This window comes from Aurantiacibacter odishensis (assembly GCF_003605195.1).
Classification (GTDB): Bacteria; Pseudomonadota; Alphaproteobacteria; order Sphingomonadales; family Sphingomonadaceae; genus Alteraurantiacibacter; species Alteraurantiacibacter odishensis.
This window is the reverse complement of sequence record NZ_QYOS01000022.1, coordinates 144,138-168,715: the sequence shown is the minus strand read 5'-3', so window position 1 is coordinate 168,715 and position 24,578 is coordinate 144,138. Positions and strand designations below refer to the sequence as shown.

The 24,578-nt window shown below is 63.5% G+C and carries 24 protein-coding genes, 1 tRNA gene and 1 other RNA gene; 10 read left to right on the top strand and 16 right to left on the bottom strand.

Going from position 1 to position 24,578, the window contains the following annotated elements:
• Positions 1-228 precede the first annotated feature (228 nt).
• On the top strand, positions 229-2,679 hold the full coding sequence (locus D4Q51_RS06555) for a PhoX family protein (RefSeq protein ID WP_120076945.1): 2,451 nt from the start codon (positions 229-231) through the stop codon (positions 2,677-2,679).
• Between the two features lie 299 nt (positions 2,680-2,978).
• On the opposite strand, the gene D4Q51_RS15930 is transcribed toward D4Q51_RS06555, so the two are convergent.
• The 3 genes from D4Q51_RS15930 to sppA all read right to left on the bottom strand — a co-directional run bounded on the left by D4Q51_RS15930 (position 2,979) and on the right by sppA (position 5,875).
• Entirely contained in the window at positions 2,979-3,503 is a 525-nt protein-coding gene (locus D4Q51_RS15930; RefSeq protein ID WP_240624588.1) for a hypothetical protein, read from the bottom strand.
• A gap of 311 nt (positions 3,504-3,814) precedes the next feature.
• Positions 3,815-3,889 (bottom strand) — tRNA-Val (locus D4Q51_RS06545).
• Between the two features lie 81 nt (positions 3,890-3,970).
• Positions 3,971-5,875 (bottom strand): signal peptide peptidase SppA, encoded by a 1,905-nt coding sequence (gene sppA, locus D4Q51_RS06540; RefSeq protein ID WP_120076944.1) that lies wholly within the window; start codon positions 5,873-5,875, stop codon positions 3,971-3,973.
• A gap of 112 nt (positions 5,876-5,987) precedes the next feature.
• Between sppA and D4Q51_RS06535 the strand changes: the two genes are divergently transcribed.
• Genes D4Q51_RS06535 through D4Q51_RS06525 form a run of 3 tightly spaced genes read left to right on the top strand, consistent with a single transcriptional unit; the run spans position 5,988 to position 8,990 of the window.
• Complete coding sequence (locus D4Q51_RS06535; protein WP_120076943.1) at positions 5,988-7,019, top strand: aspartate carbamoyltransferase catalytic subunit; 1,032 nt, start codon at positions 5,988-5,990, stop codon at positions 7,017-7,019.
• On the top strand, positions 7,016-8,239 hold the full coding sequence (locus tag D4Q51_RS06530) for a dihydroorotase (protein ID WP_120077048.1): 1,224 nt from the start codon (positions 7,016-7,018) through the stop codon (positions 8,237-8,239). The genes D4Q51_RS06535 and D4Q51_RS06530 overlap by 4 nt, the downstream gene beginning before the upstream one ends.
• The gene (locus tag D4Q51_RS06525; protein ID WP_120076942.1) at positions 8,232-8,990 is read left to right on the top strand and encodes an SDR family NAD(P)-dependent oxidoreductase; all 759 of its coding nucleotides are present in this window, start codon (positions 8,232-8,234) and stop codon (positions 8,988-8,990) included. Before D4Q51_RS06530 ends, D4Q51_RS06525 begins: the two co-directional genes overlap by 8 nt.
• 67 nt (positions 8,991-9,057) lie before the next feature.
• On the opposite strand, the gene D4Q51_RS06520 is transcribed toward D4Q51_RS06525, so the two are convergent.
• From D4Q51_RS06520 to D4Q51_RS06510, 3 genes are read right to left on the bottom strand one after another with little or no spacing between them, the layout of a single operon-like run.
• Positions 9,058-10,521: a tetratricopeptide repeat protein gene (locus D4Q51_RS06520; protein WP_120076941.1), complete on the bottom strand. Its 1,464-nt coding sequence runs from the start codon at positions 10,519-10,521 to the stop codon at positions 9,058-9,060.
• Between the two features lie 14 nt (positions 10,522-10,535).
• Positions 10,536-10,991 (bottom strand): hypothetical protein, encoded by a 456-nt coding sequence (locus D4Q51_RS06515; RefSeq protein WP_120077047.1) that lies wholly within the window; start codon positions 10,989-10,991, stop codon positions 10,536-10,538.
• An 11-nt stretch (positions 10,992-11,002) separates the two neighbouring features.
• Positions 11,003-11,725: a ParA family protein gene (locus D4Q51_RS06510; protein WP_120077046.1), complete on the bottom strand. Its 723-nt coding sequence runs from the start codon at positions 11,723-11,725 to the stop codon at positions 11,003-11,005.
• 264 nt (positions 11,726-11,989) lie between these two features.
• Here D4Q51_RS06510 and D4Q51_RS06505 point away from each other — a divergent pair, with 264 nt between their 5' ends.
• The 4 genes from D4Q51_RS06505 to bfr all read left to right on the top strand — a co-directional run bounded on the left by D4Q51_RS06505 (position 11,990) and on the right by bfr (position 15,344).
• Positions 11,990-13,054: an SPOR domain-containing protein gene (locus tag D4Q51_RS06505; RefSeq protein ID WP_120076940.1), complete on the top strand. Its 1,065-nt coding sequence runs from the start codon at positions 11,990-11,992 to the stop codon at positions 13,052-13,054.
• Between the two features lie 75 nt (positions 13,055-13,129).
• Positions 13,130-14,407, top strand: coding sequence for a DUF418 domain-containing protein (locus tag D4Q51_RS06500; RefSeq protein WP_120076939.1), 1,278 nt, complete (start codon positions 13,130-13,132; stop codon positions 14,405-14,407).
• Positions 14,408-14,516: 109 nt separating this feature from the next.
• Positions 14,517-14,708 carry a (2Fe-2S)-binding protein gene (locus D4Q51_RS06495; RefSeq protein ID WP_120076938.1) on the top strand — a complete coding sequence of 64 codons (192 nt, stop codon included), beginning with the start codon at positions 14,517-14,519 and terminating at the stop codon, positions 14,706-14,708.
• A 132-nt stretch (positions 14,709-14,840) separates the two neighbouring features.
• On the top strand, positions 14,841-15,344 hold the full coding sequence (bfr, locus tag D4Q51_RS06490; RefSeq protein WP_120076937.1) for a bacterioferritin: 504 nt from the start codon (positions 14,841-14,843) through the stop codon (positions 15,342-15,344).
• Positions 15,345-15,350: 6 nt separating this feature from the next.
• On the opposite strand, the gene D4Q51_RS06485 is transcribed toward bfr, so the two are convergent.
• From D4Q51_RS06485 to D4Q51_RS06460, 6 genes are all read right to left on the bottom strand, one after another.
• Complete coding sequence (locus D4Q51_RS06485) at positions 15,351-15,551, bottom strand: hypothetical protein (RefSeq protein WP_120076936.1); 201 nt, start codon at positions 15,549-15,551, stop codon at positions 15,351-15,353.
• 134 nt (positions 15,552-15,685) lie between these two features.
• Positions 15,686-16,195, bottom strand: a complete 510-nt coding sequence (locus D4Q51_RS06480; RefSeq protein ID WP_120076935.1) for a DUF2721 domain-containing protein — start codon at positions 16,193-16,195, stop codon at positions 15,686-15,688.
• Between the two features lie 21 nt (positions 16,196-16,216).
• Complete coding sequence (der, locus tag D4Q51_RS06475; protein ID WP_120076934.1) at positions 16,217-17,701, bottom strand: ribosome biogenesis GTPase Der; 1,485 nt, start codon at positions 17,699-17,701, stop codon at positions 16,217-16,219.
• 48 nt (positions 17,702-17,749) lie between these two features.
• Positions 17,750-18,325 (bottom strand): DMP19 family protein, encoded by a 576-nt coding sequence (locus D4Q51_RS06470; RefSeq protein ID WP_120076933.1) that lies wholly within the window; start codon positions 18,323-18,325, stop codon positions 17,750-17,752.
• Positions 18,326-18,353: 28 nt separating this feature from the next.
• Complete coding sequence (locus D4Q51_RS06465) at positions 18,354-18,791, bottom strand: VOC family protein (RefSeq protein WP_120076932.1); 438 nt, start codon at positions 18,789-18,791, stop codon at positions 18,354-18,356.
• A gap of 202 nt (positions 18,792-18,993) precedes the next feature.
• Positions 18,994-19,740, bottom strand: coding sequence for a TorF family putative porin (locus D4Q51_RS06460; protein WP_120076931.1), 747 nt, complete (start codon positions 19,738-19,740; stop codon positions 18,994-18,996).
• A gap of 287 nt (positions 19,741-20,027) precedes the next feature.
• Here D4Q51_RS06460 and D4Q51_RS06455 point away from each other — a divergent pair, with 287 nt between their 5' ends.
• The gene (locus tag D4Q51_RS06455) at positions 20,028-20,852 is read left to right on the top strand and encodes a metallophosphoesterase family protein (protein WP_120076930.1); all 825 of its coding nucleotides are present in this window, start codon (positions 20,028-20,030) and stop codon (positions 20,850-20,852) included.
• A 1-nt stretch (position 20,853) separates the two neighbouring features.
• Here the strand turns inward: D4Q51_RS06455 and rnpB are convergent.
• From rnpB to D4Q51_RS16055, 4 genes are all read right to left on the bottom strand, one after another.
• Positions 20,854-21,259: RNase P RNA component class A (gene rnpB / locus D4Q51_RS06450), an RNA gene on the bottom strand.
• Between the two features lie 46 nt (positions 21,260-21,305).
• Complete coding sequence (locus D4Q51_RS06445) at positions 21,306-22,013, bottom strand: N-acetylmuramoyl-L-alanine amidase (protein ID WP_120076929.1); 708 nt, start codon at positions 22,011-22,013, stop codon at positions 21,306-21,308.
• Positions 22,010-22,663 carry a histidine phosphotransferase family protein gene (locus D4Q51_RS06440; RefSeq protein WP_120076928.1) on the bottom strand — a complete coding sequence of 218 codons (654 nt, stop codon included), beginning with the start codon at positions 22,661-22,663 and terminating at the stop codon, positions 22,010-22,012. Before D4Q51_RS06440 ends, D4Q51_RS06445 begins: the two co-directional genes overlap by 4 nt.
• Before the next feature lie 138 nt (positions 22,664-22,801).
• Positions 22,802-23,497: a Mov34/MPN/PAD-1 family protein gene (locus tag D4Q51_RS16055; RefSeq protein WP_338068458.1), complete on the bottom strand. Its 696-nt coding sequence runs from the start codon at positions 23,495-23,497 to the stop codon at positions 22,802-22,804.
• A 62-nt stretch (positions 23,498-23,559) separates the two neighbouring features.
• Between D4Q51_RS16055 and D4Q51_RS06425 the strand changes: the two genes are divergently transcribed.
• The gene (locus tag D4Q51_RS06425; protein ID WP_120076927.1) at positions 23,560-24,522 is read left to right on the top strand and encodes an RluA family pseudouridine synthase; all 963 of its coding nucleotides are present in this window, start codon (positions 23,560-23,562) and stop codon (positions 24,520-24,522) included.
• The last annotated feature ends 56 nt before the right edge of the window (positions 24,523-24,578 follow it).

Here is a 24,578-nt window from a genome sequence, read left to right as displayed (position 1 = left end):
ATGCGCGGTAAATTACGCTTGGGAGGCGGTTTGATGACCGGAAAATGAAAAACGCCCTAAGGTCAGGATCCCTCTGCAAACGCCCAGGACTTGGCCGAGGTCGCCCGCATCGAAGAACTTGTGACCCCAAGTCCCAGATCGGTCATGTATCGATACCGAACCCGTCCCGAAAACTTCGCGCATCGTACTTAACAAATTCGATGCAACCGAATCGATGGGAGGTTCATCATGGGTGATATGTCGTTCAAGGCTGGTTATTCGGATGGTGATGTGGACACCAATTCCACGGGCAATCTGCATCTCAATGAAATCATTTCCGACCGTTTCTCTCGTCGACAGACGATGCTTGGCGGAATGAAGGCGAGCGCGGCAGCGTTCTTCGGCACTTCGCTGCTCGCTGCCTGCTCCGACGACGAGCTGGCCGGGCTCGCGCCTTCGCCCGTCGCCCAGGCTGGAGCCACCACGACCGCAACTGCAGGGCAGATGGTCACCCTGGCAGCGATCGATGGCCAGTGGACGCAGAGCCGCGGTCCGCAGGTGGAACTGATCGAGCGTGATGGCGCCATCGGCTTCATCGCCCCCGCGGTGTCGGAAGCGACGCCGATCGAGTTCACGATCAGCGGCGGCGGCGCCAACAGTGCAGGCGCAAACAGCATAACCAAGGTCAACGTCGGTCCTGCAAAGCTGACGTTTGCCGCAGTGGCGAAGAATCAGAACGACCTGGTTACCGTCCCTGCCGGCTACTCGGTAAAGGTCATGACGGCTCTCGGCGATCCGCTGGCGGCGGGCTTTCCGGCCTATGCCAACGATGGCAGCGACACCGATTTTGCCAACCGCATTGGCGATCATGGCGATGCGCTCTATTACTACGGGCTCGGCCCGAACAATCGCCGCAACGACAATTTCTCGAAGCGCGGCCTGCTGGTGCAGAACCACGAGAACCTCAACGTCCAATACCTGCACCCCAACGGTCCGACCAACGTGTCCACCGGCCCGCGGCCTGCGGCAGAAGCGATCAAGGAAATAGAGGCCCACGGCGTCAGTATCACCGAGTATCGCGATACCGGCGACCGGGACTGGGAATGGGTGCAGGGCAGTCCTTTCAACCGACGTATCACGCCCAACACCCCGGTGGTCTTCAATGGCCCGGTTGCAGGGTCGGACTATCTCAAGACGGTTTTCTCTCCCGACGGACGTCGTGGTCGTGGCACGATCAACAACTGCGCCAACGGGCACACCGGCTGGGGCACCAACCTCACCTGCGAGGAGAACTGGGCATTCTATTTCCGTCGTAGCGGAGACGATGCCGCGCGCACGACGCGTGAACTGACCGGCCTCAACCGCTACGGCGTGCGCGGCGGCATCGGCAACTATGCCTGGTCCACCGTTCCCGAAAGCGAAGATCCGAGCCAGATTTTCCGCCGTTGGGATGCGCGGGCCGATGCCAACCGAACGGCCTTGGAAGACTATCGCAACGAGCCGAACCAGTTCGGCTGGGTGGTCGAGATCGATCCGTACGATCCCTCCGCCACTCCGCGCAAGCGCACCGCGCTTGGCCGCATGGGCCACGAGGGCGCATGGCTCGGGCCGCTTCGCAACAACCAGAAGGTCGCCATTTACATGGGCGACGATGCGCGCCGCGAATACTTCTACAAGTTCGTTTCCGACGCCACCTGGGATCCCCGCGACGGCAACCGGTCGGACCACCTGGCGGTTGGCGACAAGTACCTCGATGCAGGCACGCTCTACGTTGCGCGCTTCAACAGTGATGGCACGGGCGACTGGTTACCACTGGTATTCGGCAGCGTGCCCGCGCGGCCTGCGGTGGGCAGCACGCCTGCATACGAGTTCGAGGATCAGGTCGACATTCTCGTCCACTCGCGCCTTGCCGCCGACGCGGTGGGGGCAACGCCGATGGACCGCCCCGAGTGGACTGGCACGAACCCGCAAACCGGGGAAATCTATCTCACCCTCACCAACAACAACGCCTCGAATCGTCCGCTGGACGGAACCGATGCGGCCAATCCGCGGCACTACAGCGATCCCCGCAACGGCAATCCCAACTTCGGCAACCCGAACGGTCACATCATCCGCATCCGCGAAGGTGGCGACAACACGGCTGCCACGCGGTTCCTGTGGGATATCTACCTGTTCGGTGCGGACTCGGCCGATGCGTCGAGCGATGTGAACCTTTCCGGCCTCGGACCGGAAAACGACTTCTCCTCGCCCGATGGCTTGTGGTTCTCCCGGCCGCAGAATCCGGCGGGCAATATCCGCCCGCTGCTGTGGATCCAGACCGACGACGGTGCCTTTACCGATCGCACCAACAACCAGATGCTGGCAGGCCTTCCCGGCTTTGTGGGCGATGGAGAATCGCGCACCATCACCAACGTCGGCGCAGGCGGGGCGACTGCGATCCAGTCCACCCATGTCGGCAACCAGGCGAGCACCGCCACGCTGAAGCGGTTCCTCACCGGGCCGGACCAGTGCGAGATCACCGGCGTGGACACGACGCCAGACGGTCGCACGCTGTTCGTCGGCATCCAGCACCCCGGCGAAGATGGCTCACCGTCAGATTTTGGCAGCAACTGGCCGGCCAGTCAAACCGGCGGCACCGGGCGCCCGCGCTCGGCCGTTGTGGCGATCACCAAGGATGACGGCGGGGTCGTAGGACTGTAGCCAAATCACGCTATCTGGCCGGGCTATCTGGAGATAGCCCGGCCCCGGCAATCATCGGTTCTCAGCCCGTTGATTGCTAGACCTTGGTCAACACGGTGTAAGCGCCAAATCAGTATCGCCCAGCCACTTCGGTCGGACCGTCGCTCCGAAACGATATGGCACGCGCTGCTGAGAACTGCTGGGTGAAATGTCTGCTTCCGGGGGACCAGAATTGGAAGGGCGAATGTCCAATTTGAGGGCGCAAAGCGGTCGTTGACGGCCGCAACATCTAAGGACACCTCGCCTGTCCAGCGCAGCAGCTATCTTGCTACTTTTGCACCAAACAAACGCTCGATGCTTTCCACGGTGACTAATGTTCGTCTTCCGACTTTCTTTCTAACGAGCGGGCCTTCTCGCATTAGCTTGTCGATTGTGGTCCGACCCAATCCGGTCGCTTGTTCTGTCTGTGCAACCGATGCGGTGGGGTCGCCGGGTCTGATTGGCTGCAAAACTTCCTTGTGAGGTTCGACGGCTTCAGTGGATGAATGAGCACATTCCATCATGGCCTGCGCATTGCAGCCGCCAGACTGCTTCGTAATGTTGGCACGTAAGTACACGCAATATCGATCAAGAACTTTGACGAGCGCCGCTTCGGAGAAGCTAATCCCGGTTATCATCACTGACGGTATCCCTTCTCGGAGGGACGATCCTTCGAGCCGGACGGTTCCGCCGGTCAATGCGATTTGGATATTTCCTGAAACCACGATCCTCTCCCAATCTTCGGACGGGATCTGGCCATCGCGAACAATTTTAGTTTGGCACCCTGCACGTTTTATCTCCTGCACGAGTGCATAAGTCTTTGTGAGACCTGCAGCCGCGAGGTCGGCGAGGAGAGCCTCAGCTCTATCGAGGTTCCTGGATCTAACGAGTTCGATGGCTTTGGAAGGAAGGATCGGCTAATGGACAGACATACTTTCTCTCGGTTTTGGGCAGCAATGTGCCAACCATTCGTGAAAAAGCGGTAACAGGCTGCGCTGACGATGGATCAAACTCTCAACGCAGCGAGATCAACGCCAACGTTCGCCGATGCCCACCCAAGTTTTTCATGTTTTTTTCCATGGAAACGCGATCCATCTCTTCTAATTGCTTGAAAAGATGGTGGGCGCGGCAAGGATTGAACTTGCGACCCCACCCGTGTGAAGGGTGTGCTCTACCACTGAGCTACGCGCCCGCCGATTCACGGCAGGGGCGGGCCTTTGCCATTTTCACAGCGCCAAGACAAGGACTGTTTGTGCGGCCTGGCGATCCGGTGTCAGTCGAGCCCCAACCGGGCCAGCAATGACAGCCATGATGGGGGCCTCGTCGGAGCATGCTGGCCGCGCATCGCGCCGGGCACTGCAACGCATTCGAGACAGCGGGCCTGTACGCCCTCGACGGCCATGAATCGGTCGAGACCGTCCACCACCTGTCCCAGACGCGCGGCTTCCCGACGCGCGAAAATCGAAGCGACGTCTCGCGCGCCTTCGTCGCGGGCTTCGTTGCCGCCCATCAGCATCTGCGCCAGCAGCGTGTCGTAGCTGGGCGTGTCCTTGCCGAGGTATCGCACTTCGTAGGAGCCTTCCTCGAGGTTTGCGCGCCCTGCCGCCCAGGCGATGGCAGTGTCGAGATCGCCGAACTGGTCCACCAGGCCAAGTTGCCGCGCCGCGCCGCCGTCCCACACGCGGCCCTGGCCCAGCTCGTCTGCCCGTTCGGGAGTGATGTTGCGGGCCTCGGATACCAGCGTGAGGAAGCGGGTGTAAAAGTTCTCGGTCGATGCTTGCAGCACCGCGTCTGCTTCCGGGGTGAAACCGCTCAGGATGTTGGGTTGGCCGGAGAGGCCCGTCGTGCGCACGCCATCGGTGGTCACGCCGTATTCGGCCAGCAAGTCCTCGAAACTGGGCACCACCAGGAACACGCCGATGGAGCCGGTGAGCGTCTCTGGCTCTGCAAAGATGCGTTCTGCAGGCGTTGCGATCCAGTAGCCACCGCTGGCAGCGTAATTGCCCATGGATACCGCCACGGGCGTGCCCGCTGCACGGTGGCGCATGATGGCGCGGCGGATGGTTTCGGAGCCGGTGACGGTACCGCCGGGCGAATTCACACGAACCACCAGCGCATCGAGATCGTCGTCCAGGGCATCGTCCAGCAGGCCAGCGATACGTTCTGCGCCGGCGGAACCGGGGCCGGCTTTGCCGTCGCTGATCTCGCCATCCACGGTGACGACGGCAATGCGGCCATCGCTGCCGAATTCCAGATTGCGCTGCACCTCGGCCAGCCAGGGGTCGTACTGCGTGTTGGCGAAAGTGCCGGGTTCGTCGGACCAGTCATCCTCGCCTACTTCATTGGAGATACGCTCTCCCCATTCGACGCGCGTGCCGAGCCGGTCGACCAGACCTGCGGCGAGGGATGCCTGCGCGATATCGTTGTTCGAGGCGGCGAGCCATGCGGCAACGTCCTGCGTCACAAGGTCGATATCGGCTTGCGGGCGTGCGGTGGAGACATTGGCGCGCCATTCCTGCCACAGCGTTGCGAGCAATTGCGACAGGTTCTCCCGCGCTTCGGGTGACATGCCGGACTGTGTGTAGGGCTCCACCGCGCTCTTGTAAGTACCGACGCGGTAGACGTTGGCCGTCACGTTGAAGCGTTCCAGCGCCTGCCCGAAATAAGGGCTTTCGCCGCCGGGGCCCATGATCGCCACGCCGCCCATCGGATCGAGCCAGATCTCGTCGGCATGGGCTGCCAGCAGCATGGAATCGTCGCCATAGGCATAGGCATAGGCATAGATCCGCTTGTCCGCGGCGCTGAAGCGGTCGAGGGCGCCGGCAATTTCGCTCATGTGGACGGCTCCGCCACCCAGGAAGCCGGTAAGGTCAAGCGCAAGGGCTTCGATCCGTTCGTCACCCGCCGCCTCGTCAATGGCATGGACAAGATCGCGCGCGGCGTACTCGCGGACGGGCACGGTTTGAGAAATAAGCGCCTGGATGGGATCGACGGGCGCGACTTCTTCCACCACCGATCCGTTGATATCCAGCAGCAGCGCGCCATCGCGCACCATGCCGGGGTTGGGGCGCATGCTGAGAATGGCGAACAGCGACGCGAAGAACAGCAACAGGAACAACAGCGCCAACGCGTCCTTGATGCCGACCAGCAGCCGCCAGACCTTGCGTGCAAATGCCATGTAATCGCGATCCCTTCAGCGAATGATTGCACACATCTAGGGACCATGCGGCACGAGTGCCAGCGATAAGAGCTTGAGCGGTCGATGCGGCTCGACTAAGGGCCATGCTTTAATGACATTGCCGCAAAACGCCTCCTCCGGCAGCCGCTTTCCCAAGGGCGGAAGAGCCTTCCCGCATCGCGACCTGATCGGGATTTCGTCGCTGGAGCGGCACGAAATCCTCTACCTGCTGGCAGAGGCGGAGCAGTACGTGGCGTTCAATCGGCAGGCCGCCAAGCATTCCGAGCAGCTTGCGGGCCTGACGATCATCAACGCCTTTTTCGAGAATTCCACCCGCACGCTGCTGTCTTTCGAGATCGCGGGCAAGCGGCTGGGGGCGGACGTGGTGAACATGTACGCCGCGCAGTCGAGCGTGAAGAAGGGCGAGACGCTGATCGATACGGCAGTCACGCTGAATGCCATGCGCGCCGATGCCATCGTGATCCGTCATGGCAGCAGCGGCGCGGTGGGCCTCATCGCCAGCAGGGTCGATTGCCCGGTGCTCAACGCGGGCGACGGGCAGCACGAGCATCCGACGCAGGCGCTGCTCGATGCGCTGGCGCTGCGACAGAAACTGCGCGAGCGCGGGCATGACGCAGAGGACTTTACCGGCATGACGGTGACGATCTGCGGCGATATCCTGCACAGCCGCGTCGCCCGGTCGAACATCCTGTGCCTGCAGGCGCTGGGTGCCACGGTGCGCTTGTGCGCGCCTCCTGCGCTGATGCCTGCAGGGATCGAGCGGATGGGCGCGGTTCCCTTCCACGATTTCGATGCCGCGCTGGATGGCAGCGACGTGGTGATGATGCTGCGCCTCCAGAACGAGCGGATGGACGGGCAGTTCATCCCGTCCCCGCGCGAATACCGCCACCTCTATGGCCTGACACCCGAACGCCTCGCGCTGGCGAAGGACGATGCCATCGTGATGCATCCCGGCCCGATGAACCGCGGCGTGGAGATCGACAGCACGGTTGCCGACCTGGAGGATCGCTCGATCATCACCAGCCAGGTGGAAATGGGCGTTGCCATTCGCATGGCCTGTCTCGACGTGCTGACGCGCAAGGCGCGCGGCGTACCGGGCTGGGGTGAGGGGGAATGGGTATGAAGCAGGTGCGGCCTCTTTCCATTACCGGCGGCACCGTCGTCAAGCCCGGCGGCCCACGGGATGCGACGCTGCGCTGTGCGGACGGCGTAATTGTCGAAGACGATGCGCAGGACGGTGACGATGTTATCGATGCCAAAGGCAAGCTCGTGGTGCCGGGGATCGTCGATCTCGGCGTGTTCGCGATCGACAAGCCGGCCTTTCACTTCGGCGGCATCACCCGAGCGGCGCTGATGCCCGACCAGTCGCCTCCGCTGGACCATCCCGCGCGCGTTCGTTTCATGGCGCAGAGCGGCAAGCCGGATCTGTGGGTCCATCCGCTGGCCGCGGCGACACAAGGGCTGGACGGCGCGCAACTTGCCGAAATCGCGCTGATGCGCGAGGCCGGGGCCAGGGCGATTGCGACGGGGCGCAAGTGGATCGCCGATAGCGGCGTGATGCTGCGGCTGATGCAATACGCGGCGATGCTGGACATGGTCGTCGTTACCCACTCCGAGGATGGCGGCATCGCGGGGAAGGCGGCAGCCACGGCTGGGGAGATGGCCACGCGGCTCGGTCTGCCCAGCGCGCCGAAGGAGGCGGAAACGCTTGCCCTGGCGCGTGACATCGCCCTTGCTGAAATGAGCGGCGCGCGCGTCCACGCGCGGCAGGTAACAACCCGCGCCGGTTGTGAACTGGTGCGACAGGCAAAGGCGCGCGGCGTGAGCATCACCGCCGGTGTTACGCCCGCGCATTTCATGCTCAGCGACATTGCGATGGGCGACTACCGCACCTTTACCCGGCTTTCCCCGCCCCTTCGCGAGGAGGATGACCGGCAGGCCGTGATCGAGGCCATCGGCGATGGCACGATCGACGTGATTGCCAGCGGCCATGATCCGCGCGGGCCGGAGGACAAGAACCTGCCCTTCGCCGATGCTGCGCCGGGTATGGCCGGGGCGGAAACCTTGCTGGCGATGACACTGACGCTGGTGCGCGAAGGCGTGATCGACATGGTCCGCGCCTTCGACCTGCTGGCGCGCAACCCGGCCCGGTTGCTGGGCGTTCCGGCCGGTTCGTTGGAGATAGGGCAAGAGGCGGACATCGCGCTGCTCGATCCCGAAGCGCCGTGGGTGGTGGATTCTCGGGAAATGGCGGCAGCGGCGGGCAACACGCCGTTCGACCGTCAGCCGGTGCAAGGCCGGGTGACGGCTCTCTGGAAAGGGGGGGTGGCAATCGATGTATGATTTCTCTGGCAAGCGCGTTCTGGTGACGGGCGCGGCTTCGGGCATCGGCGCGGCAGCAGCGAAGGCGCTGGCAGAAGCAGGCGCGGCACACCTCGTGCTGGTCGATCTGGACGAGAGCCGGCTGGCCGCGATGGACCTGCCCTGCGAAACGACATGTCATGCAGGCGACGTCGCCGACGAGGCGCTCTGGAACGCGATCGAGGAGGAGGGCGCAGCACTGGATGCGGCCTTTCTGAATGCGGGCATCGCCGGAAGTCCTGCACCTTTTGCCAAGATGTCTCTCGAAGATTGGCAGGCTGTCATATCGGTCAACCTCGACGGGCTGTTCCTGTCGCTGCGCACGGCGATGAGGTTGGCGAGCGACGGGGCCGCGATGGTGGTTACCGCCTCCGTCGCCGGGGTAAAGGCGGAGCCGGGCATCGGCCCATACGGCGCATCGAAGGCTGGCGCGATCCACATGGCGAAGATTGCCGCCAAGGAAGGTTTCGCACGCGGCATTCGCGTCAACGCCATCGCGCCGGGCGGTGTCGATACGGCGATCTGGGACGGTGTGCCCTTCTTCGACGACCTCGTTGCGAAGCACCAGGGCGACCGTGCGGGTGCCCTTGCGGAAATGGCACGCGCCATGACGCCGATGGGCCGTTTCGAAACCGCCGAGGAGATCGCCGGGCAGGTGCTGTTCCTGCTTTCCGAAGCTTCGGGCACCATCACCGGCACCACGCTCGTCACTGACGGCGGCTATTCGCTCTAGCCAATGAAAAGCCCCTCGTTCGCGCCATGCGAAGAGGGGCCAATCGGAATAGCTATGGTTTCCGCTATCAGCGGCGGGCGAGCATCACACCGCCGCGATCCACTGCGCCGGGCAGCGGGCTGTTCGCGGCCCAGGTGATGCAGCCTTCCCCGGACGAGGAACTGTTCACGCTGGAGCACATCGAGCGGCTGGACGCGACGTTGAAGCCACCTGCCGACACGCGCCAGTAGCGCTTGCCGCGCACTACTGCCTCGGTGATGACCATCTCGTGATCGGCCAGCTCCGGATGGCGGCTGACGTAAATGCCCCAGGCACGGCGGGCGCCCTGCTCGCTGGAGAAGCTGCCGAGTTGCACGAGGTGCGTCGGATCCGCGACCGGACCGGCCGTGGCCACGCTGGCGCGAGCCGTTGCTGGCACGGGTGCGGAAGCCGCTTCGGACGAGCGTGCCACGGCCTGACGGGGGGCCGGACGCGGTGCCGTGCTGGACGAATTTTCGCCAACTGGAGCAGTCGCGCGCCGACGGGCAGGCACTTCCTGCACCAGCGGGGCGCGGGCGAAAGACATGGAGTCCGTCGTCACCGGAGCCAGCGCAGCGACTTCGGGAGAAGGCGCGGCAAACGATTCGGCGAAGTTTACCGGCGGCGATGCTTCGGCCTGGTTGGTATCGAGACCGATTTCCGGCTCGCGACTTGCGGCCACGGGAGCGAACGGTGCGGCGGACACGGAAGCATCGAGCGCGGCCAACTCGCCGACCGGGGCGGGGGTCTGCACGCTGTCCTGCGCGGCAAGCTGTTCCATGTCGTCGCCAAGATTGAGGGCGAGGTGAACCGGCTGGCCCATGTCACGAACGCCTGCGGGTACGCCCAGCAATCCCGCTACGCGGTGCTGGTAAGCCTCGCTATGGGTCATCTGCGCCCATTCCTGCATCCGTGCGCCGACCTGGTCGGCAGGCACGTCCTGCTCCACCATCAGGCGGGCGTCCCGCCAGCGACCGGCCACGGCATAGGCGTAGGCGAGGTTCTGCCGCACCTTGACCGTGTTCTGGCCTTGGCGAATGGCGTTGGAAAGGATGTGGATGCCGCGTTCCGGCTCCCCGGCAAGCGCGAAGGCGAGGCCAAGGTCGGGCGCGGCGATTTCGCCTTCCCAGTCGCGCAGCAGCGCGCCGGCTTCGGCAAAGCGGCCTTCGCCGGTGAGGGCGAGGGCAAGGCTAAGCGCGGCACGCGGGCTGTTGTCGCCCAGCGCCATCGCATCCTGGAAACTCGTGGAGGCGGAGGCGAAGCGGCCTTCCTGCAGGTAGGCATTGCCCAGCGTCAGGCGATACTGCGCGTTGTGCGGCTCTGCCGTTACCGCCAGTTCGGCGTGCTGGATGGCTTCGCTGGTGCGGCCCTGCTGGATGGCGTGCTGTCCATCGGAAGCGGCGACTTCGGCGCGCGGCGTGCTGTTGGCTGTGCAGCCGGTCAGAAGGACAGCGGCCATGGCAGTCGTGACGCCAAGGCCAATCATCGGATTGCGGTTTGTGTTACCGTTCATCGGATAGGTCCCCCTCAGGACTTGCTTTTGTTGCCAGCGACATGCGCGGCGATGGAATCGAGTTCGGGAATGTCGGACAGGAAGCGATCCAGCGCCTCGGTCACAAGTTCCTGCGCGCTGCAATCCTGCATCGTGCTGGCGAGGCGCAGCTTGAGGTGGCGTTCGACATCGAGGCGCAGCGTGAAGGCCGCGCGGCGGCCCTGCTGGATTGCCTTCTGCCGAGCCTTGCCGCCCTTCGCGACAGGCGAACCGGCGCTGTCGTTGGCAATGCGCAGGGGAACGACCGAGTCGTCCATTCCCATGTCGTTCCAGCCAAGCGCCGACTGGCTTTCGGCCAGGTCGTCGAAATCATCGCCCAGCGTTGCCGTGCGATCGTTCTGCGTGAGTTGGGCCCGCATGGCGGGCTTTGCCGTGCCCTTGCGGGCTAGGAGCATGGGGCCGAGCGAGGCGAACGAGTTGCTCTCTGTCATGGCGCGCCCCATTACTGCGCTACGCGGCGACCGAAGCCCCCGCCCTGGGCGCGGGCAGCGCCGTTCGCCTGTGCGGCCTTGCTGCCGGGAGCGGCAAAGACGGTGCGGCGAAAGTTCTTTTCCAGCCGATCGGCAACGTAGTGCCACAGCGCCGTCACTTCCTGCGCGCTGCGACCCTCGGGATCGACTTCCATCACCGTGCGGCCGTCGATCATCGAGGCCGCGAAATCGGTGCGGTGGTGAATGGTGATCGGGGCCACCGTGCCGTGCTGCGACAGCGCGACGGCGGCTTCCGACGTGATCTTTGCCTTCGGTGTTGCGGCGTTGACCACGAAGATCAGCGGCTTGCCTGCGCGTTCGCACAGGTCGACCGTGGCACCCACGGCGCGCAGATCGTGCGGGCTGGGGCGGGTAGGTACGACCATAAGTTCCGCCACCGAGATCACCGATTGGATAGCCATGGTGATGGCGGGCGGTGTGTCGATCACGGCGAGCTTGAAACCCTGCTGGCGCAGGATGGCCAGGTCGTTCGCCAGCCGGGCAACGGTGGTCTGGGCGAAAGCGGGATATTCCGCCTCACGCTCGTTCCACCAGTCGGCAAGCGACCCCTGCGGGTCGATATCGATAAGCACTACCGGGCCAGCGCCAGCGCGCTGCGCCTGGACAGCGAGGTGTCCGGATAGGGTGGTCTTGCCAGATCCGCCCTTCTGCGATGCCAATGCCAAAACGCGCAACGCGATTCCCCCTTGGAACAAACGACCCGACCAAGTCTCAATGCGGGCCTTCGCCTAAGGGCTTCGCAGACTACCCTTTATTTTGAGTTAATGCGGGCTAACCAGGGACGCGCTTTTTTCCTTTCAGTAGGAGCCATGGCGGGCGGGGATTACGGCCGGGCGATGCATCTTCTCCGCTCCAATAGTCGCGCCCGATAAACGCTTTGCTAACGCCTTGTTTACTATGGCATCGTGCACACCGCCTGCCAGGGGGATGAGAATATCATGGCCGACCGCACGATTTCAGTTCTGACGAAAACCGCCGGCGCGCTCGCCCTGTTCGCGCTCGCTGCCCCATTGGAGGCCACGGTGCGCGACGGCGTGGATGCGTGGTCGCGCGGCGACTATGCGGGCGCCATTGCCGAGTGGCAGGGACCTGCCGAGGCAGGCGATCCCGATGCCATGTTCAACATGGGGCAGGCTTACCGTCTGGGCCGCGGTGTGCCGACCGACTTGGCGCGCGCGGAAGAACTCTATCGCGACGCGGCCCGCGCCGGGCACGTGCAGGCGGCCGATACATACGGCCTGATGCTGTTCCAGGACGGCCGCCGGGAAGAGGCGCTGCCCTATGTCCAGGCAGCGGCGCTGCGCGGGGATCCGCGGGCGCAGTATCTGATGGGCATTGCCCATTTCAACGGCGACTTCGTGGAGCGCGACTGGGAGCGCGCCTATGCCCTGCTAACGCTGGCCAACGGGGCAGGGCTGCCGCAGGCTGGCCCGGCGATCGAGGAGATGGATGGCTTCATCCCGCTGGAACAACGGCAGAGCGCGGCGGCGCTCGCCCGGCAGATCGAGCTTGAGGCGGAGCAGGCGCGGACGGCGCAGCTGACAGCGGCCGATTTTTCCGCGCCGGCGACGGTCGCAGAGACCGTTGCCCCTTCGGTTGCGCAATCCCCATCAGTTGCCGCGGCCCGCGATGCCGTGCAGCAGGCGCGCGAGGCGACCGGCACGGAAGACCCGGCAAGGGCAGGGGCCAGTTACGCCCGGTCCGAGACGCCGCGCGCTGCAACTCCGGCATCGGCTGCCCAGCCTCCCGCTCCGCGTCCGGCAGCGGTGGCAAGCGGACCGTGGCGCGTGCAGCTTGGCGCGTTCGGCGTCCCCGGCAATGCCGAGCGTTTGTGGAACAGGGTGGCGAGCCGTCCCGAGATTGCCGGGCGCGAGCGCTTTTTCCTGTCACGCGGGCGCGTGACGGTGGTGCAGGCTGGTGGCTACGCCTCGCAGGGCGATGCACAATCGGCTTGCGCCGCGTTGAAGCGCAGCGGGTTCGATTGCTTGGTGACGCGGGACTGAAGCCCACGCCGCAGCGCTTCCCAAATCCCATTGCTGCCTGCATAAGGCCGCCGGGACGGACAAAGGGGAAGCGGCATGGTTGAGAACACGGCGACGCCCGATGGCGACGCTCAGGCGGTTGCTCCTGCGACCGGGGGCGAACGCATTGCCAGCCTGGATTTCATTCGCGGTGTGGCCGTGCTGGGTATCCTCGCTGCCAATATCGTCGCTTTTGGCCAGCCGTGGAGCGCCTATGCCTGGCCCGACGGTTTCCTGAGCGGTCACGATGCCACGGACGAGTGGCTGTGGGTGGCCCAGTTTGTCCTCATCGATGGCAAGATGCGCGGCCTGTTCACGCTTCTGTTCGGCGCGGGGATGGCCCTGTTCATGGAAAAGGCGTGGGAGCGCGGCGCATCGCGCCGCCTGCTGGTGCGGCGACTGGTCTTCCTGCTGTTGTTCGGCCTCGCCCATTTCTTCCTGATCTGGCGCGGCGATATCCTCGTTCTCTATTCGGTAGCCGGTTTCGCTGCGATGCTGTTCCTACGGATGCCTGCGCCACGGCTCCTGACGCTCGGTCTGATCGGCTACGTGGTCGGGGCGCTTGTCTACGCCCTTGCCATCGGCTCGGCTTACGTCATTGCCGATACCTCCTTCGGGCAGGCCGAGGGGATGGAGGAAGCGCGCGGTTCCATCGCAGAGGGCAAGCAGGCCGCGATTGCCGACGATCAGGCCGAGATCCCAATCATGACGGAGGGCACCTATGCCGACTTCGTGGCGCATAACTTTGCCGAACACGCAGGCGATCCGCTGAACGCGATCCTCCTGATGGTGTTCGAGACAGTGCCGCTGATGCTGATCGGCATGGCGTTCTACCGCTTCGGCTGGTTCGGCACTTCGACGAGCCAACGTAGCCGCAGGGCATGGGGCTGGGGCCTGTTCCTTACCGGCGCGGGCCTCACCTTATGGATGGCTCTCTGGGTGAGATCGGAAGGCTTCACCTACTGGGGGACGCTCTCTGCGATGATGGCATTCTCCATGCTGCCGCGACTGCCGATGATACTGGGGCTGGCCCTGCTGCTGGCGCTCCACGGAAACTCCGCGAGCGGCTGGCTTGCCGAGCGGGTTTCGGCGGCGGGCCGGGCGGCTTTTACCAACTATATCGGCACGTCGATCCTGATGATGCTGATCTTCCACCCGTGGGCAGGAGGACTGTGGGGCGAATTGACGCGGCCTGAACTCTACCTGGTGGTGGCGCTGGGCTGGGCCGTGATGCTGACATGGTCCCGTGTATGGCTGGCGAAATACCGCTACGGGCCGCTCGAGTGGCTGTGGCGCTGCCTGACTTATGGCCGGGTCTTTCCCCTACGCCGCTGAAGACGCCGACAGTCTTGAGAATTATTCTCAAATAGCTTGCTAATGCAATTTATTCGCATTAACTTCGTGGCAGTTCACAAGGCCCCGTCGCAAGGGATTCGCGCACCATATGTATACCTGCATCTGCAACGCCATTCGGGAAGACGACCTGCGCAAGGCTGCGCGGCAGCACCGTGGCGGCGCGGAATCGGTCTACGCAAAGCTGGGCAAGCGCCCCAACTGCGGCCAGTGCCTTGAAGAAGCGGAATATGTGATCGCGGAGGAACGGGAAGCTCTTCCCTGTCCGCTCGCCGCTGCCTGAGAATTCCTGATTCGCATTCGCAATAGCGCGGTTTTCCGCCATTTTTCGGCAATTGTCCGGTCGGTTTCACTTGCAAACGACAGGCGATCCTGACCAACTGAGCGCACGAAAATCACACGCAGGAGACAGGCCATGAAGGGCGACGCCAAGGTCATCGAATATCTCAACAAGGCCCTCACCAACGAACTGACGGCGATCAACCAGTACTGGCTGCACTACCGCGTGCTGAACGACTGGGGTGTCTACAAGCTGGCCGAATACGAGCGGCACGAATCGATCGACGAGATGAAGCACGCCGACTGGCTGGCCGACCGCATCCTGTTTCTGGACGGGCTTCCCAATTTCCAGGCTCTGCACAAGCTGAAGGTGGGCGAGACGGTCGAGGAAATCCTCAAGGCCGACCTTGCGCTGGAGAATGAGGCGATCCCGCTGCTGAAGGAAGCGGCCGAGTATTGCCAGGAGGTCAAGGATTTCACCTCCGGTCAGCTGTTCGAGAACATCCTCGCGAGTGAGGAGGAGCACGTCGATTTCCTGGAAACCCAGTTCGACATGATCGAGCGAATGGGCATCCAGAATTACGTGCAGCTCAACTCCAAGGCTGCCGGTGAAGGCGAGAACGACGCGGGCGCCGGCTGATCGAGGTCAGCTCACGCGCCAGTAGGAGGAGCCGCCAACGTGGCGCTTCTCCAGCCGGGCGACCAGTTTTTCACCATCGCGAATGTTCGCCTTGCCGTCGGACAGGTTGATGTCCGCGACAACGAGCGCTGTCGCGATGTCTGGAACATCGAAGCTTTGCCGCGCGCCATCGGGGCCGGCCTGAAAATCAAGCTGCAAGCGCTGCATGGTTGTAATTCTCCTCGCGGGCACTCGGGAGGCCCTGTTATTACAACAACATAACAGCGTGACGGGGGTGTGGCAGTGGCCTCGTTCTGCCTTGTAAAGCACACGCCTTGCCGCAGGCCGTGCATGCGACAGGGTTAGTCCAGTTCCTTCTCGCGCTTGCGCGCCAGAATCTCGCGGCTGCGCTTGCGCCGCTCGCGCGCCGTCGCGCGGGCGAGGTTCGTCTCGCGGAAGAAAAGCAGCAGGGCGGCCGAAAGCTGCACCATGGTCGCTACCCACAGGATCGCCACCAGCGTGCCGATGCGAGGCTCGATAAAGGCGCTGATGAACAGCACGGCCACGACCACGCAGATGGTTAGCGCAGCCGACGTCGACAGGTTGACCGCCATCTGCGCGTAGCTCTGGCGTTGGATCAGTGCGGGTAGTTCTTCCGCCTCGCGCCCTGCCTCGCCGGTTTCGTCCTGCCGTTCGATGAATTCGATCCGGTCGAACAGCCAGGTGAGGCGCAAATTCATTACGTTCAGCATTGCGCCGATTGCGGCCAGCAGGAACACCGGCGCAAGGCTGAGTTGCACGATCTCCTGCACGCGCACCGTGCTGGAAGTGCGCTCGATAAGTTCGCCGGTAATGGAAAAGGTTTCGAACATGGGTCTTGCACTTCAAAGCCGCTAGTCGCGGCCCTGGCCACCGCTGAATTTGCCACCGCCGCCGCGGTTGGAATCGTAGGGGTTCTTCGGCGACTTCAACGTGAGGCGCACGGGCACCGCGCCGAAGCCCAGCTTGCGGCGAATATCGTTGAGCAGGTAGCGCTCGTAGCTGGCGGGGAGGTCATCAAGGCGGGAGCCGAAGATGACGAAGCGCGGCGGTCGGGTGCCGACCTGTGTGATATAGCGCAGCTTGATCCGGCGGCCGCCCGGTGCGGGCGGGGGATTGGCTGCCAGCGCGTCGTCGAACCAGCGGTTGAGCGCGGAGGTGGGCACGCGGCGGCTCCACGCATCGCGCAGCTCGAATGCCGCGCCCAGCATCGTGTCGAGGCCCTTGCCAGTCATCGCGGACACCGCGAACAACGGCACGCCCTTCAACTGCGACAGGCCCTCTTCCAGTGCGCTGCGAATGCCGTTGAACAGGGCGCTGGGATCTTCAGCGATATCCCACTTGTTGATCGCCACCATCAGCGCACGGCCTTCGTCGATCACCTGGCTGGCGATCTTCAGGTCCTGCACTTCCAGCCCGCGCGTCGCATCCAGCAATAGCACCACGACCTCGGCATAATCGACCGCGCGCAGGCCATCCTGCACCGATAGGCGCTCCAGCTTGTCGACCACCTTGGCGCGCTTGCGCATCCCGGCGGTGTCGATCAGCTTGATGATCCGGTCCTCGCCGGTCTTGGGATCTGTCCATTCCCAGTCAATGGCGATGGAATCGCGGGTGATCCCCGCTTCCGGCCCGGTGAGCAGCCGGTCCTCGTCCAGCAGGCGGTTCACCAAGGTGGACTTGCCCGCATTGGGGCGCCCCACGATGGCGAGGCTGAGGGGGGCGGAAGGATCGACTTCTTCCAACTCCTCGCCCGCTTCTGCAGCGGCCCTGGCCTTGTCGGCGGCGATGGCGGCTTCGGCCTCGTCCTCCAGCTGCATCTGTTCGGCCTTGTCGCCGATCAGCGGGATCAGCGCGCTGTAGAGATCGGCCACGCCTTCGCCGTGTTCGGCGCTGACGGGCACCGGTTCGCCAAGGCCCAGCGAGTAGGCTTCCAGAATACCGCTTTCGCCTGCATTGCCTTCGGACTTGTTTGCGATCAGCACCACGGGCACTTCCTGCTGCCGCAGCCAGCGTCCGATTTCCTCGTCCAGTGGCGTGAGGCCTGCGCGCGCGTCAATCACGAACAGCGCGGCATCCGCGCCTTTCAATGAGACCTGTGTCTGCGCGAGCATCCGGCCGGGCAGCGACTTGTCGTCCTCGTCTTCCCACCCGGCGGTATCGACAGCCTCGAACTCCAGACCTGAAAGGCCGGCGAGACCCATGCGGCGATCACGCGTGACGCCGGGCTGGTCGTCGACCAGCGCCAGACGCTTGCCGACCAGCCTGTTGAACAGGGTCGACTTGCCGACATTGGGGCGGCCGATGATGACCACCTGGGGGAGCCTGCGCTTTCTCATGCGCCGCAGGTGGCGCTTGTTTGCGCGAATCGCAAGCTAAGAACGCTGCTAGTGGCCCTTGTGCCCCTGCGGATCGCGGTTGCGAGCGGCCAATTCGTAAACGACGCTGTGCCAGTTCTCGGCAGGAACGGGAAACAGCACGAGGCTTTCCTGCAGCCAATCTGCCAGCGGCGCGAAGATGCTTGCGCGGTCCAGCGCGAACAGGCGCTTGTCGAGAGCATCGAGCACGTCGTCGCGCCAATCGGCCTTGTGAAACGTTTTCGGACTGGCGCGCTCGTATGCCAGCAGGTCGGCGAAGATCGCCTGCACTTGCGGAATATCGACGCGTTTCAGGCAGGCGGATACAAGGCCGACATCGTCTTCGCCCCATTCGGAATTGCCGATGAACTGGACGTGCCCGCCATTGTAGACCTCACCTACGTAGATCTTGAAGGCCGTGCCCATCAGCGCGGGCTGCGGGATGGCCGCCATCGGATAGCGGCCACTCTGCATCATCGCGAGGGTGAAGTCCGCGACATCCATACTCAATGATTCGGGATCGTCATCGCCCGTGCGCCCGGCACGAACGATGACCGTATCGATGACCACATTCGTGGCAGCCTTGGGATGATCCCAGAAGAGCATGGATCGGACGAGCGAGGACCCTTCGAGCCTACCAGCTGCCAGTGTTTTCCATGCTGGCCCATGGTTCCTGCGCTTCAAGGTGTCCCTCTTGGAGCAGTTCCACGCTGATACCGTCAGGCGAACGGACGAAGGCCATGTGCCCGTCGCGCGGCGGACGATTGATCGTCACGCCTGCGTCCATCAGCTTCTGGCACGTCTCGTAGATGTTATCCACGCGGTAGGCGACGTGGCCGAAGTTGCGGCCGCCGTCATACCGTTCCGGCTCGCTGCCGTCTTCGGGCGGCCAGTTGTAGGTCAACTCCAGTTCCGCCGTGCCTTCCTGCCCCGGTGCGGCCATGAAGATGAGCGTGAAGCGCCCCTGCGGCACGTCCTTGCGGCGCACTTCCTCCAGCCCGATCAGATTGAAGAACTTAATCGTCTCCTCGGCATCGGTGACGCGGATCATGGTGTGAAGATAGTGGGTCATCTGGGAGGAAACTCCGTTTGTCGCGGTTCATTCGTGGCTCTCCTTCCTGACCGAAAGAGCACTCGTGGCCGGATATAGCGACGACCCGGCCCCATCCAAGCCGCGATTGTACTGTTTCCGGTGAGGTGGTGTCCAGACGAAGAGAAGGCCCGCACCGTTGCCGGTACGAGCCTTCCCGTTCCTCGCTTTACGCGATTAGCTGTCAGATGCTGGCCGACACGGTGAAAACCAGCGCATCGTCGGTGAAGACGCCGCCCGGATCGACCAGCGCATCGCCTTCGACGCCGATGTAGGCAACGCCCAATTCCAGCGGCGTGCCGGGCACGGCCACGGACGCTCCCAGCGACCAGTCGATCGCTTCGCTGTCAGTCGTGAAGGTCAGGAAGCCGTCGGTGTAGCCGACGTGGCCCGACAGGCTGACAGGCGTGCCGGGAATGCCGACACCGGCATCGGCATAGATGTAGAAGTTGTCGGTGCCGCCCAGCGAATCCTGGTCAGGCGCATAGGCGACGCCAACGGTCACATCGGCGGGGCCGAGGGCCGCGCCGACCGAGCCGTAGAACTCGATGTAGTCGAAATCGCCGGCACCGGCATCGGGATAGATGTACATGATCACACCGACATCGGTGGTGATGTTGCCGAATTCGCCGGCCCAGCCGCCGTAAACGTCGAGTTCGGTGCTGCCGTAACCGACAGTCTGCTCGTCAAGCGACGAGGCCCAGGTGCCGACATAGAAGCCGGCGGGCAGGCCGACATCGACGCCGCCCTGGATGGCGAACTCGCCACCGGAGAGGTCGACACCGCGGAAGCGATACTCGCTAACCATCGCGACATTGGCCGAAACTTCGACGCCAATGCCGTCATCGTCCTGCGCCATGGCAGGAGCTGCGAAGGCAGTGGAAAGTGCAAAAACAGAAGCAGCCGTAAGACTGCGGACGGACGTAAGCATGGGCAATTTCCTCAATTGCTTGTGGTGAACTAATGCTTCGTCCCACCTGCGCCATTCGCGTGTTGGCATCTTTTAGTGCGCCAATTCGCCGCGAAAGCACTGCTATCTTGCATAGCTATTGTGCATTGCACAAGGAAAATTACGCGGCGTGGCATTCGCTGCCTTGGACTGTGTGATTTTGGCACCACATTCAGGGTCGCGACAGCTTTGACAATGAATGAGCGCGCTGCACACCTACCGATTGCGTGCTCACGCGTTATCACTATGTGGGCAAGACAAGTCTGAGCATGTTTCAATTCTTTCGATCCAGGAAAGCGGAGCCGGAGCTGCCGCAAATCGAGGCAAGCGTGCCCGAGGGGCAGCGCGTATACGCAGTTGGTGACGTTCACGGTCGCAGCGATCTGCTGATCGCTCTCATCGAAGCCATCGAGGTCGACAACCGCGAGAGCGGTGTGGCGGAAACGACGATCGTCCTGCTGGGCGATCTGGTGGACCGCGGGCCGGACAGCATGAACGTGCTGGCGCTGGCCAGGGAATGGCAGAAGTTTCGCACCGTCCGCATCCTTGCCGGCAATCACGAGGAAATGTTCCTGCGCAGCTTCGAAAGCGTCGACATGATGCGCCATTTCCTGCGCCATGGCGGCAGGGAAACCCTGCTCAGCTACGGTCTCGACAAGCGCGAATACACGCGTTCCGATCTCGAAGAACTGCAGGAAGCGATGATCAGGGTGGTGCCGCAGGCTGACATCGATTTCATCGCCGGCTTCGAGAACGTGGTGACGATCGGCGATTACGTGTTCGTACACGCCGGGATTGAGCCGGGGCGTCCGCTGGAGGAACAGGAAATCGCCAAGCTGCGCTGGATTCGCGAGCCCTTCCTCAGCCACCGCGATCCGCACGACGCGGTGGTGGTGCATGGCCACACGATCACGCAGGCGCCGGAGGACCGGGGCAACCGCATCGGCATTGATACCGGGGCCTATTGCCACGGTCGGCTGACGGCTCTCGTGCTGGAAGGCAGCGATCGCCGCTACATCAATGCTGTCGACGACGGGGAAGGCAACATCTCCATCACGAAGGAATCGCAGGCCGACCTGGTGCAGGCCCAGTAAAATTGCCGGGGAGCCTGTAAGCCGGGTTCTGTCCCGCGACCGGTATCGTTTCCGACCAGCGTGCGCGGGGGCAGCCATTCATCTTACGCGGCGGATTGCTCCGACCGCTCCAGCGACCAACCCGGATCTCTCGGAGCGAAACGCTCCTGCCTCCGAAGAGGCGCGAGACCCCTATGCGGTCTTGCTCCGGGTGGGGTTTGCCAGGACGGGAACCGTTACCGGCCCCCCGGTGCGCCCTTACCGCACCCTTTCACCCTTGCCTGTGCTGCCGGAGCAGCCATCGGCGGTTTGCTCTCTGTGGCACTTTCCCTGCGGTTGCCCGCGGCGGGCGTTACCCGCCACCCTTGTTTCGTGGAGCCCGGACTTTCCTCGCGGCCCGAAGGCCACGCGGCTGCCCGGCTCCCCGGCGATCAGCGATATAGGCGCGGGCGACGCGGTAGGGAAGTCTGCGATTCAGCGGGTGTGGCCGCGGTCGCGATCCAGCAGGAGCTGGAACAGGATCGCGCGCACTTCGCCATCGATCATGCCATCGATGCGTTCGGGCCGCCAGCGGCGCTGGAACGCTTCCACCGCCTTGCGTCCGTCGGTGATGTCATAACCGAACCGCTCCAGCGCCAGGTAAAAGGCCGCATCGTTATCGAACACTGGATCGGGGGAGAGCTTGTCCGGACGCGGCAGGCACAGGCCGTATTCGGCCAGCCTTTCCCAAGGGAAGAGCTCGCCGGGATCAAGCTTGCGCAGTGGGGAGACATCCGAATGGCCCACCACGTTGGCGCGGGGAATGTCGTATGCCTTCACGATGCGGTGGAGCAGTGGCACCAGCGCCTCGATCTGCGCATCGGCGAAGCCGCGATAGCCCAGCGCGTGGCCGGGGTGATCCAGTTCGATCCCGATGCTGGCGGAGTTCACGTCCTTGTGGCCGCGCCAATACGAAACCCCCGCGTGCCAGGCGCGCTTGTCTTCCGGAACGAGGCGGATGACATCGCCTTCCTCGGTGATGCAGTAGTGCGCCGAGACCTCGGCCTCCGGATCGCACATTTTCTCCAGCGCGGTCTCGACCGGCTTCATATCGGTGTAGTGCAGCACGACCATCGAGATCGGCAGCTGTCGCTCGTTGAAATTGGGCGAGGGCTGTTCCCGGTGGACGAGCGGGTCGGTCAACCGATCATACCCTCCGGATCGGGCAGCATGGCGCCCAGCACAAGTGCTTCCTTGCCGTGGTGATACTGCACCGCGCCGCCGTCACGCTCCACGATCAGGCGGATGAGGTGGGCAGGGGCGGTGCGGCCCGAAAGTTCGTCTGCCGCTAGCGAACCGTCCAGCGCCTTGCCGATGTTCTCGTCGAAAGCGACGCGCGGGCCGCTGGCGCGAATGGCGATTTCCGTCTGGCCGCCATTGCGCTCAGCACCCACGGCCAGCGTTCCACCGCGCACCAGCGAATCGAGACCCATGGCGGCAAGGTTCAGCAGCACCTTGATCGCGGGCTTCGACAGCGTCTGTTCGCTCACCGCCCAGTCGAGCGTAAGTCGTTCGTCAGCCGAGGTCAGCGAAGTGAGCAGTTCGTGCGGTTCCTCCACCGGCACCTGCTCTCCGAATCCCCCTGCCGCGCCGTAGGCGAGGCGGAAGAACTTGAGCTTGTTGGCGGAGATGCGCGCGCTCTGTTCCAGCAGGTCGAGGCAGCGCTGACGCATCGCTGGGTCCTTCTCGTCCGCCAGCAGTTCCAGCCCGTTATTAAGCGCGCCCACGGGGCTGAGCATGTCGTGGCAGAGGCGGGAGCAGAGCAGGGAAGCAAGATCGAGGGAGGAAGTCATTTGAACAGTTCGTGGCCTTGGTCTGGCGTTAATGTGGAACACCTGGAACACAGTCCTAGGGCAAAATTTCTACGCTGCCACCCGCACTTGTCGAAAAGTGCAACGATGCGTCGGGTAGGGCAGGGCATGGCCGGGTATCTAGGCGCGGACGAGCGGGTAGGGAAGCTCCGTAAAACCGTCTGGCGTATCGCGCCACCAGCCAATCGCATCTTCGCAGACGATAGCCCAAAGCTTGCCGTCATGCGCAGCCTCGGCGCGGTCGGTGGCTGACGGGTGCGGCGGTCCGGCCGGGTGCGAGTGGTAGTAACCCAGCACCTGCGGGCCGCCGGATCGCGCGGCACGGTGCGCGTCGATCAGGGCCTGCGGATCGATCTCGAAATGGGTTCGCGGCGCGGAATGCACGTTAGGAGCTGGCAGGGCATCGGTGATCGCTTCACCTGCTCCGAGCAGGATACCGCAGCATTCGTCAGGGTATGCACGCTGTGCTTCCTCGCGAAGCAATGCGATCACTCTTTCTCTAACAACTACCGACTGCCCTGAGCTTGTCGAAGGGCTGCCCTTGCTTTTCGTGTAGCGCGAGACTGAAGCCCAATCGCCACGGATCAGCGCCAGCTTTTTCTTCCGCGACCAACCTTTGATCTGCTTCTCCGCAGCTTTCGCCTCCTCGCGCGTCGTGAATTCCTGAGACCAGACAAGCTTCACCGGAAGGAAGTTTCGCGTGAACCCGGGGATTACCCCATTCTCGTGTTGCCAGATCCGCCTTTCGAGATCGTCTGTGTGGCCGGTGTAAAAGCGGCCAGCATTGCAATGGAGGATGTAGGTCCAGAAAGGCACTGCTCTGCGCTAAGTGAAAGACAGCCCTTCGACAAGCTCAGGGCAGTCGGTAAAGAGAGGCTGTGTCCGACAAAACAACCACTCAAACCCTCACCGGGATTATCCACACCGCCACCCGGTTGGACAAGGCGCTGGCGGAAGTGGCCGATCTGTCGCGGGAGCGGATCAAGTCCTTGATTACAGAGGGAAAGGTGGAGGTGGACGGCAAGGCCGTCACCAGTGCCAGCGCCAAAGTTCAAGCGGGCTCGAGCTTTTTCATCCACTTGCCGCCCCCAAGTAATCCACAGGCTGTTCCACAGGATATCCCGATCCCGGTGGTGTTCGAGGACGAGCACCTGATCGTGGTCGACAAGCCTGCCGGGATGGTGGTCCATCCGGCTGCGGGTAATCCCCACGGCACGCTGGTGAACGCTCTGCTCCACCACTGTCGGGGCCAGCTTTCCGGCATCGGCGGCGTCGCGCGGCCCGGCATCGTCCACCGGATCGACAAGGACACATCCGGACTGCTGGTGGTCGCCAAAAGCGACGCGGCGCACGAGGGGCTGGCGAAGCAGTTCGCCGATCACTCGCTCGAGCGGGCCTATCTCGCGGTATGCGGCGGACATCCCAATCCTTCTTCCGGAACCGTAGATGCGCGACTCGGGCGTAGCGACCGGGACCGCAAGAAAATGGCTGTGCTGCCCGACAATTCGAGGCGTGGGAAACACGCGGTCACGCACTACCGCACGCTGGAGCGCCTCGATCACTGTTCGCTGATCGAATGCCGCCTTGAAACCGGGCGAACCCACCAGGTCAGGGTTCACCTTGCGTCAATCGGTCATGCGCTAATAGGAGACCCTGTGTACGGACGCACTCCAGCCGCTTTACGGCCTGTTATCAAGGCCCTGGGTTTCGAGCGCCAGGCTCTCCACGCCGCGCGACTCGGTTTCATCCATCCCGTCACCGGTAACGCCCTGTCGTTTTCCAGCGAAATACCGACCGATATGCGGGAACTGATCGACCAAACAGGTCATTCCAATCGATGAAATGCACCCTATATCGGCCCGTGGTGCGCTATAAGAGAGTTGCACCCAATGTGACC

Bases quoted from the DNA above. Each gene is read 5' to 3' on its own strand.
- D4Q51_RS06480 (WP_120076935.1), bottom strand. From the start codon at position 16,195: ATGTTCGAAACCTTTTCCATTACCGGCGAACTTATCGAGCGCACTTCC.
- D4Q51_RS06500 (WP_120076939.1), top strand. From the start codon at position 13,130: ATGGTTGAGAACACGGCGACGCCCGATGGCGACGCTCAGGCGGTTGCT.
- D4Q51_RS06525 (WP_120076942.1), top strand. From the start codon at position 8,232: ATGTATGATTTCTCTGGCAAGCGCGTTCTGGTGACGGGCGCGGCTTCG.
- D4Q51_RS06465 (WP_120076932.1), bottom strand. From the start codon at position 18,791: ATGACCCACTATCTTCACACCATGATCCGCGTCACCGATGCCGAGGAG.
- D4Q51_RS06460 (WP_120076931.1), bottom strand. From the start codon at position 19,740: ATGCTTACGTCCGTCCGCAGTCTTACGGCTGCTTCTGTTTTTGCACTT.
- sppA (WP_120076944.1), bottom strand. From the start codon at position 5,875: ATGGCATTTGCACGCAAGGTCTGGCGGCTGCTGGTCGGCATCAAGGAC.
- D4Q51_RS06485 (WP_120076936.1), bottom strand. From the start codon at position 15,551: ATGCAGCGCTTGCAGCTTGATTTTCAGGCCGGCCCCGATGGCGCGCGG.
- D4Q51_RS06455 (WP_120076930.1), top strand. From the start codon at position 20,028: ATGTTTCAATTCTTTCGATCCAGGAAAGCGGAGCCGGAGCTGCCGCAA.
- der (WP_120076934.1), bottom strand. From the start codon at position 17,701: ATGAGAAAGCGCAGGCTCCCCCAGGTGGTCATCATCGGCCGCCCCAAT.
- D4Q51_RS06470 (WP_120076933.1), bottom strand. From the start codon at position 18,325: ATGCTCTTCTGGGATCATCCCAAGGCTGCCACGAATGTGGTCATCGAT.
- D4Q51_RS06495 (WP_120076938.1), top strand. From the start codon at position 14,517: ATGTATACCTGCATCTGCAACGCCATTCGGGAAGACGACCTGCGCAAG.
- D4Q51_RS06520 (WP_120076941.1), bottom strand. From the start codon at position 10,521: ATGAACGGTAACACAAACCGCAATCCGATGATTGGCCTTGGCGTCACG.
- D4Q51_RS06555 (WP_120076945.1), top strand. From the start codon at position 229: ATGGGTGATATGTCGTTCAAGGCTGGTTATTCGGATGGTGATGTGGAC.
- D4Q51_RS06505 (WP_120076940.1), top strand. From the start codon at position 11,990: ATGGCCGACCGCACGATTTCAGTTCTGACGAAAACCGCCGGCGCGCTC.
- D4Q51_RS06440 (WP_120076928.1), bottom strand. From the start codon at position 22,663: ATGACTTCCTCCCTCGATCTTGCTTCCCTGCTCTGCTCCCGCCTCTGC.
- bfr (WP_120076937.1), top strand. From the start codon at position 14,841: ATGAAGGGCGACGCCAAGGTCATCGAATATCTCAACAAGGCCCTCACC.
- D4Q51_RS06515 (WP_120077047.1), bottom strand. From the start codon at position 10,991: ATGACAGAGAGCAACTCGTTCGCCTCGCTCGGCCCCATGCTCCTAGCC.
- D4Q51_RS06530 (WP_120077048.1), top strand. From the start codon at position 7,016: ATGAAGCAGGTGCGGCCTCTTTCCATTACCGGCGGCACCGTCGTCAAG.
- D4Q51_RS06535 (WP_120076943.1), top strand. From the start codon at position 5,988: ATGACATTGCCGCAAAACGCCTCCTCCGGCAGCCGCTTTCCCAAGGGC.